The 6,771-nt window shown below is 49.3% G+C and carries 8 protein-coding genes; 6 read left to right on the top strand and 2 right to left on the bottom strand.

Features of this window, described 5'->3' with window-relative positions:
* Positions 1-155 precede the first annotated feature (155 nt).
* Positions 156-422 carry a putative hemolysin gene (locus EA14781_RS21355; protein WP_001200698.1) on the top strand — a complete coding sequence of 89 codons (267 nt, stop codon included), beginning with the start codon at positions 156-158 and terminating at the stop codon, positions 420-422.
* Here EA14781_RS21355 and hslJ read toward each other — a convergent pair.
* Together hslJ and ldhA are read right to left on the bottom strand one after the other, a co-directional pair.
* Positions 419-841 (bottom strand): heat shock protein HslJ, encoded by a 423-nt coding sequence (gene hslJ, locus EA14781_RS21350; RefSeq protein WP_002462185.1) that lies wholly within the window; start codon positions 839-841, stop codon positions 419-421. The two genes, EA14781_RS21355 and hslJ, sit on opposite strands and share 4 nt — an antisense overlap.
* Before the next feature lie 110 nt (positions 842-951).
* Positions 952-1,941 carry a D-lactate dehydrogenase gene (gene ldhA / locus EA14781_RS21345; protein ID WP_000762222.1) on the bottom strand — a complete coding sequence of 330 codons (990 nt, stop codon included), beginning with the start codon at positions 1,939-1,941 and terminating at the stop codon, positions 952-954.
* Positions 1,942-2,147: 206 nt separating this feature from the next.
* Between ldhA and EA14781_RS21340 the strand changes: the two genes are divergently transcribed.
* From EA14781_RS21340 to EA14781_RS21320, 5 genes are all read left to right on the top strand, one after another.
* Positions 2,148-4,787, top strand: coding sequence for a YdbH family protein (locus EA14781_RS21340; protein ID WP_000901010.1), 2,640 nt, complete (start codon positions 2,148-2,150; stop codon positions 4,785-4,787).
* Entirely contained in the window at positions 4,784-4,969 is a 186-nt protein-coding gene (locus tag EA14781_RS21335; protein ID WP_000706308.1) for a YnbE family lipoprotein, read from the top strand. Before EA14781_RS21340 ends, EA14781_RS21335 begins: the two co-directional genes overlap by 4 nt.
* A gap of 7 nt (positions 4,970-4,976) precedes the next feature.
* Complete coding sequence (locus tag EA14781_RS21330) at positions 4,977-5,300, top strand: YdbL family probable chaperone protein (RefSeq protein ID WP_000722591.1); 324 nt, start codon at positions 4,977-4,979, stop codon at positions 5,298-5,300.
* A 222-nt stretch (positions 5,301-5,522) separates the two neighbouring features.
* Positions 5,523-6,383 (top strand): aldo/keto reductase family oxidoreductase, encoded by an 861-nt coding sequence (locus tag EA14781_RS21325; protein ID WP_000097849.1) that lies wholly within the window; start codon positions 5,523-5,525, stop codon positions 6,381-6,383.
* 55 nt (positions 6,384-6,438) lie between these two features.
* On the top strand, positions 6,439-6,771 hold a 333-nt coding region (locus EA14781_RS21320; RefSeq protein ID WP_042336224.1), incomplete at its 3' end, for a hypothetical protein.

Raw genomic sequence — 6,771 nt, 5'->3', positions numbered from 1 at the left:
TACCTAATGAATGTTTTGATCAAACAGAGGGTAAAAAAATAGCCACAAAAAAGTAAAAATGCGTGGCAACACGCACAGAGACTCTCGACGCCGTCGCCCGGTCTGCCTATTATTTAGGGCGGTATCGTTTGGCTTTAAGATCAGAGGAGGAGTAAATGCGAGCAGCGTTGTGGGTGGGTTGTGCCGCTTTATTGTTATCGGCGTGTAGTAGCGAACCTGTTCAGCAGGCAACGGCGGCACATGTTGCGCCAGGTTTAAAAGCATCAATGTCCAGTAGTGGAGAAGCAAATTGCGCAATGATTGGCGGTTCGCTTTCCGTTGCCCGTCAACTGGATGGAACGGCCATTGGGATGTGTGCATTACCCAACGGCAAACGCTGTAGCGAGCAGTCGCTTGCCGCCGGAAGTTGTGGCAGCTATTAATTGACCAAATCGGCCAGCTTGTAGATTAATGTCTGTTTTGCAGTCGCCAGCGTTAATTGATTCGCGGTCAGATCTACTTGCGCACCTTCTTTCAGCATTTCGCTGATGGTATTGTCGAGTTCGTTAAGCTGTGGATTCGCGCACATCATACGGGTCATTGCCAGCGTTTTAACTTTCAGCTCGCCATTAGAAAGTTTGCCTTCACCGCTAAAGCGGTTACACATGCTGCCGGAAATCATCATTTTTTCACCAAAACTGATTTCTGGCGGATTTTTATCGCTGGTGACAGGCTGACCATTTACATTTTCCAGAACAAAGCGATGATGCTGCAATTGCTCAGGCGTCACAGCAATTTTATCATTACTTACACATCCCGCCATCAGCAGGCTTATCGCAACGAGCGCGGCTACTTTCTTCATTGTGATTCTCAATTATAGTTTCTGATTCAGGAATATTTTAAGAATAGAAGATGAAAGGTCTTTGAGGATTATCTGAATAAGCTCCCCTGCAGGACAGGGGAGCGGTGAAATTAAACCAGTTCGTTAGGGCAAGGTTCGCCTTTCTCCAGATGACTTAAGTTTTGCAGCGTGGTCTGGGAGATACTGGTCAGGGCCTCCGCGGTCAGGAATGCCTGATGCCCGGTAAACAGTACGTTATGGCAGGCAGACAGACGACGGAATACGTCATCCTGAATCACGTCGTTGGATTTGTCTTCAAAGAACAGATCGCGTTCGTTTTCATACACGTCCATCCCCAACGAGCCGATTTTCTGGTTTTTCAGCGCTTCAATCGCGGCCTGAGAGTCAATCAGAGCGCCGCGGCTGGTGTTAATCACCATTACACCGTCTTTCATTTGCTCAAATGCAGTTTCATTAAGCAGATGGTAGTTCTCCGGCGTCAGCGGGCAGTGCAGGGAGATAACGTCAGATTCAGCGAACAGCGTCGGCAAATCGACATATTCTACGCCGAGCTCCAGCGCCGCCGCACTTGGATACGGATCGAATGCCAGTAGGCGCATGCCGAACCCTTTCAGAATGCGTAGCATAGCTACACCGATTTTACCCGTGCCGATAACGCCTGCCGTTTTGCCATACATCGTAAAGCCGGTCAGACCTTCCAGAGAAAAGTTGGCGTCACGAGTGCGCTGATAGGCACGGTGAATTCGACGGTTTAGCGTCATCATCATGCCGATAGCATGTTCAGCGACGGCTTCCGGGTCGTAGGCTGGAACGCGCACCACTTTCAGGCCCAACTCTTTTGCAGCGTCGAGATCGACGTTATTAAAACCGGCACAGCGCAGGGCGATATATTTCACGCCATGCTTTTTCAGCTCTTCCAGCACCGGGCGGCTGCCGTCATCATTAACGAAAATACACACTGCTTCACAGCCATTGGCGGTTTTTGCGGTTTTTTCCGTCAGCAGAAAGTCAAAAAATTCCAGCTCAAAGCCAAAGGACTCGTTCACCTGTTGCAGGTACTTTTTGTCGTACTGTTTTGTGCTATAAACGGCGAGTTTCATAAGACTTTCTCCAGTGATGTTGAATCACATTTAAGCTACTAAAAATATTTTACAAAATTTCAAATATAATTGAAAGGTGGAGTTATATTGAAAACTTCAGAAACATCTATGCTTAGTGTAGGCGCAACCTTCAACTGAACGGTTAAACATGCCAAAATACTGCATTGACTGCTTAATTTTTCGCTAAATCAGGATATTAACTACCCATGCTGGGTAAATATAAAGCCGTTCTCGCGCTGCTATTGTTGATCATTCTTGTGCCATTGACATTGCTGATGACGCTGGGTCTGTGGGTTCCCACGCTGGCGGGCATCTGGCTTCCTCTTGGTACTCGCATTGCGTTAGATGAAAGCCCTCGCATTACGCGTAATGGTCTGATCATTCCTGATCTCCGTTATTTGGTGGCGGATTGCCAGTTGGCGCATATCACCGATGCTCGTCTTTCTCATCCCAGCCGCTGGTCGCTTAATGTCGGCACAGTAGAACTTGATTCCGCGTGTCTGGCGAAATTACCGCAGACGGAACAATCGCCCGCAGCGCCGAAAACCCTTGCGGAATGGCAGGCTATGTTGCCCAACACCTGGATCACCATTGATAAGGTTATTCTTTCTCCCTGGCAGGAGTGGCAGGGAAAATTATCCTTAGCGTTGACGTCAGATATCCAGCAACTTCGTTATCAGGGCGAAAAAGTTAAATTTCAAGGCCGGTTAAAAGGGCAAACTCTGACGGTTAACGAGCTGGCTGTTTCTGCGTTTGAAAATCAGCCGCCTGTCAAACTGGTCGGTGAATTCACCATGCCGCTGGTGCCGGATGGCCTGCCTGTGAGCGGTCATGTCACGGCGACATTGAATTTGCCGCAGGAACCCAAACTGGTGGATGCTGAACTGGAGTGGCAAGAGAACAGTGGACAACTCATCGTGATGGCGCGAGGTAACGACGAGCCGTTGCTCGATTTGCCATGGGAGATTACCCGCCAGCAACTGACCATCAGTGATGGACGCTGGATCTGGCCTTATGAAGGTTTTCCACTGAGCGGGCGTCTGGGGATAAAAGTTGAAAACTGGCAAGCGGGACTCGAAAACGCACAGATTAGCGGGCGCCTGAGCGTGCTGACGCAAGGGCAAGCAGGTAAGGGCAACGCGGTGCTCAATTTCGGCCCAGGAAAACTGAGCATGGATAACAGCCAGATGCCACTGCAACTGACTGGCGAGGCGAAGCAGGCGGATCTTATTTTGTATGCACGGTTGCCCGCACAGTTAAGTGGAAGTCTGACCGATCCCTTGCTGGCCTTTGAACCGGGCGCGCTATTACGTTCAAAGGGAAGAGTTATTGATTCACTGGACATCGATGAAATTCGCTGGCCTTTGGCTGGCGTTAAAGTGACGCAACGTGGTGTCGATGGTCGTTTGCAGGCTATTTTGCAAGCTCATGAAAACGAGTTAGGCGATTTTGTGCTGCATATGGATGGGCAGGCCAAAGATTTCTTGCCTGATGCTGGTCGCTGGCAGTGGCGTTACTGGGGGAAAGGCAGTTTTACGCCAATGCACGCGACATGGGACGTCGCGGGAACGGGGGAGTGGCATGACAACACGATCACGCTGACCGATCTCTCAACCGGCTTCGACCAGTTGCAATATGGCACCATGAAGGTGGAAACGCCACGTTTGATCCTCGAGAAGCCCATTGTCTGGATACGCGATCCACAGAATCCATCTTTTAGCGGCGCATTGTCACTGGACGCCGGACAAACGCTTTTTACTGGTGGCAGTGTGTTACCGCCATCAACGTTAAAATTTAGTGTCGATGGGCGCGATCCGACTTATTTTCTCTTCAACGGAGATTTGCATGCCGGAGCGATCGGGCCGGTTCGTGTAAATGGTCGCTGGGATGGTATTCGCCTGCGCGGCAATGCCTGGTGGCCCAAACAATCATTGACTGTATTCCAGCCGTTAGTCCCGCCAGACTGGAAGATGAAATTGCGTGAAGGCGAATTGTATGCCCAGGTTGCATTTTCAGCTGCGCCCGATCAAGGCTTCCGTGCGGGAGGGCATGGCGTGTTGAAAGGCGGCAGTGCCTGGATGCCGGACAATCAGGTCAATGGCGTCGATTTTGTTTTGCCGTTCCGTTTTGGTGACGGAGCATGGCATTTGGGAACACGGCGACCAGTATCACTCCGTATAGCTGAAGTCGTTAACCTGGTGACGGCGAAAGATATTACAGCCGATCTTCAGGGGCGTTATCCGTGGACTGAGGAAGAACCGTTATTGTTAAGCAATGTTAGCGTCGATGTATTGGGCGGTAACGTACTGATGAAACAATTACGTATGCCACAGCACGATCCGGCGTTGTTGCGTCTGAATAATCTCTCGTCCAGCGAACTGGTTAGTGCCGTTAATCCTAAACAATTCGCCATGTCCGGCGCATTCAACGGCGCGCTGCCTTTATGGCTGAACAATGACAAATGGATTGTCAAAGACGGCTGGCTGGCAAATGCAGGCCCCATGACTTTACGTCTGGACAAAGACACGGCGGATGCAGTGGCAAAAGACAATGTGACTGCGGGAACGGCAATTAACTGGTTGCGCTATATGGAAATCAGTCGTTCATCGACAAAAATTAATTTAGATAATCTCGGCGTGTTAACCATGCAGGCAACAATCACCGGTAATAGTCGTGTCGATGGTAAAACCGGTACGGTAAATCTCAACTACAGCCATGAAGAAAATATTTTCACGCTGTGGCGCAGTTTACGCTTTGGCGATAATCTCCAGGCATGGCTGGAACAGAATGCCCGATTCCCGGAAACTGGCTGCCCATCAGGAAAAGAGTGTGAGGAAAAACAATGAAAATAGTGATAGCCGCGTTCGCGTCCTCTTTTATGTTAGCTGGTTGCACGCCGCGCATAGAAGTGGCTGCACCGAAAGAACCCATCACCATTAATATGAACGTTAAAATTGAGCATGAGATCATCATCAAGGCGGATAAAGATGTTGAAGACTTGCTCAAAACCCGTAGCGATCTTTTTTGAGGCGATGATGAAGAAAATATTACTGGTAGTGGTATGGATTATTAGCCTGATGAGCAGCAACGTTATGGCACTAACTCTGGACGAAGCCAGAGCTCAGGGGCGGGTCGGTGAAACGCTTAATGGCTATCTGGTGGCGCTGAAAACGGATGCCGAGACGCAGACATTAGTAAAAGATATTAATGAAGCTCGTAACCGTAGCTATCAACAACTGGCAAAGCAAAATAATGTATCAACTGAAGATATCGCTAAACTGGCAGGGCAAAAACTGGTAGAGCGTGCTAAGCCGGGGGAGTTTGTGCAGGGCATTAATGGAAAATGGTTACGAAAATAACTTACGGGGAACGCTCAGAATTTTGCATCACGTTAAAAACTCTACAGCGAAACAATATTAATTATTCTGTTACCGGGTAGTACAGATATCCGGGCAAATTCATGTTGTTTTTTGTCAGGCTAACACATTTTTTTACGCATCTGTATTCAATATCCATTTCTTCGCTTGCCGTTCATTTCTATACTGATTTTTCTTAATCCGCTTTTTACAGGGCAGGGTGTTATGAGCAGCAACGTATTTATTCTTGGTACAAAATCCGTCAAGCGCCTGGGTTATGGCGCGATGCAACTGGCTGGCCCTGGCGTCTTTGGGCCGCCAAAAGATCGCCATGTTGCTATTACGGTATTACGCGAGGCGCTGGCGCTGGGCGTCAATCATATCGACACCAGTGATTTTTACGGTCCTCACGTGACTAACCAAATCATCCGTGAAGCATTGCATCCTTATCCCGACGATTTGACGATCGTGACCAAAATTGGCGCACGTCGTGGTGATGACGCCTCCTGGCTTCCGGCATTTTCGCCTGCGGAGCTTAAACAGGCAGTACACGATAACCTGCGTAACCTGGGGCTGGACGTGCTGGATGTCGTTAATCTACGCGTGATGATTGGCGATGGTCACGGTCCGGCGGAAGGATCGATTGAAGCCAGCCTGACTGTGCTCGCAGAAATGCAGCAACAAGGTCTGGTGAAACATATTGGCCTGAGCAACGTGACACCGACGCAGGTGGCTGAAGCACGTAAGATCACTGAAATCGTCTGTGTGCAGAACGAATACAACATTGCACATCGTGCCGATGACGCGCTGATTGATGCGCTGGCTGACGATGGTATCGCTTATGTGCCGTTCTTCCCGCTTGGCGGCTTTACGCCACTACAATCAACAACGCTCTCTGACGTGGCTGCAAGCCTTGGTGCCACGCCGATGCAGGTGGCCCTGGCATGGTTGTTACAGCGTTCACCGAATATTTTATTGATCCCTGGGACATCTTCTGTCGAACATTTGCGGGAAAATATGGCTGCCGCAAAATTGCAGCTTTCTGCGGAAGTATTGACAACTCTGGATGGCATTTCGCGAGAGTAATAATATTAACGAAAGGGAGGCTCTTAGTTTCCCTTTTTAACGGCATGGAGCGCATATGCTTAAGGCAAGGATTTGCGGCTGGATACTCTTACTTCCTCTCTTTGTTCTGAGTCTTCCCGCACAGTCGGAATTACGATGTGTCGCAAATGCGGTTGATATCAGGCCGCTCTTTTCCGCTGTAACGACTGAAGACAGGAAGCGTATTGAAGGAACCATCAATAATAGCGTTAATCTTGCCACCTTCGATTTATCCGCAACAGACTGGACAGTACATCGCGGTGATCTGGTGGTGGATGGTGACATCGAGAGTGATGGAAAGCTGATTGTTCTCGGTAATTTGACTATCAAAGGAGACCTTTCAACTGACTCACTCATTGAACCCTGGGTA

The sequence above is a fragment of the Escherichia albertii NBRC 107761 = DSM 17582 genome, assembly GCF_000759775.1.
Classification (GTDB): Bacteria; Pseudomonadota; Gammaproteobacteria; order Enterobacterales; family Enterobacteriaceae; genus Escherichia; species Escherichia albertii.
Note: the sequence above shows the minus strand (reverse complement) of the source record. Positions and strands in the feature narration are given on the sequence as shown.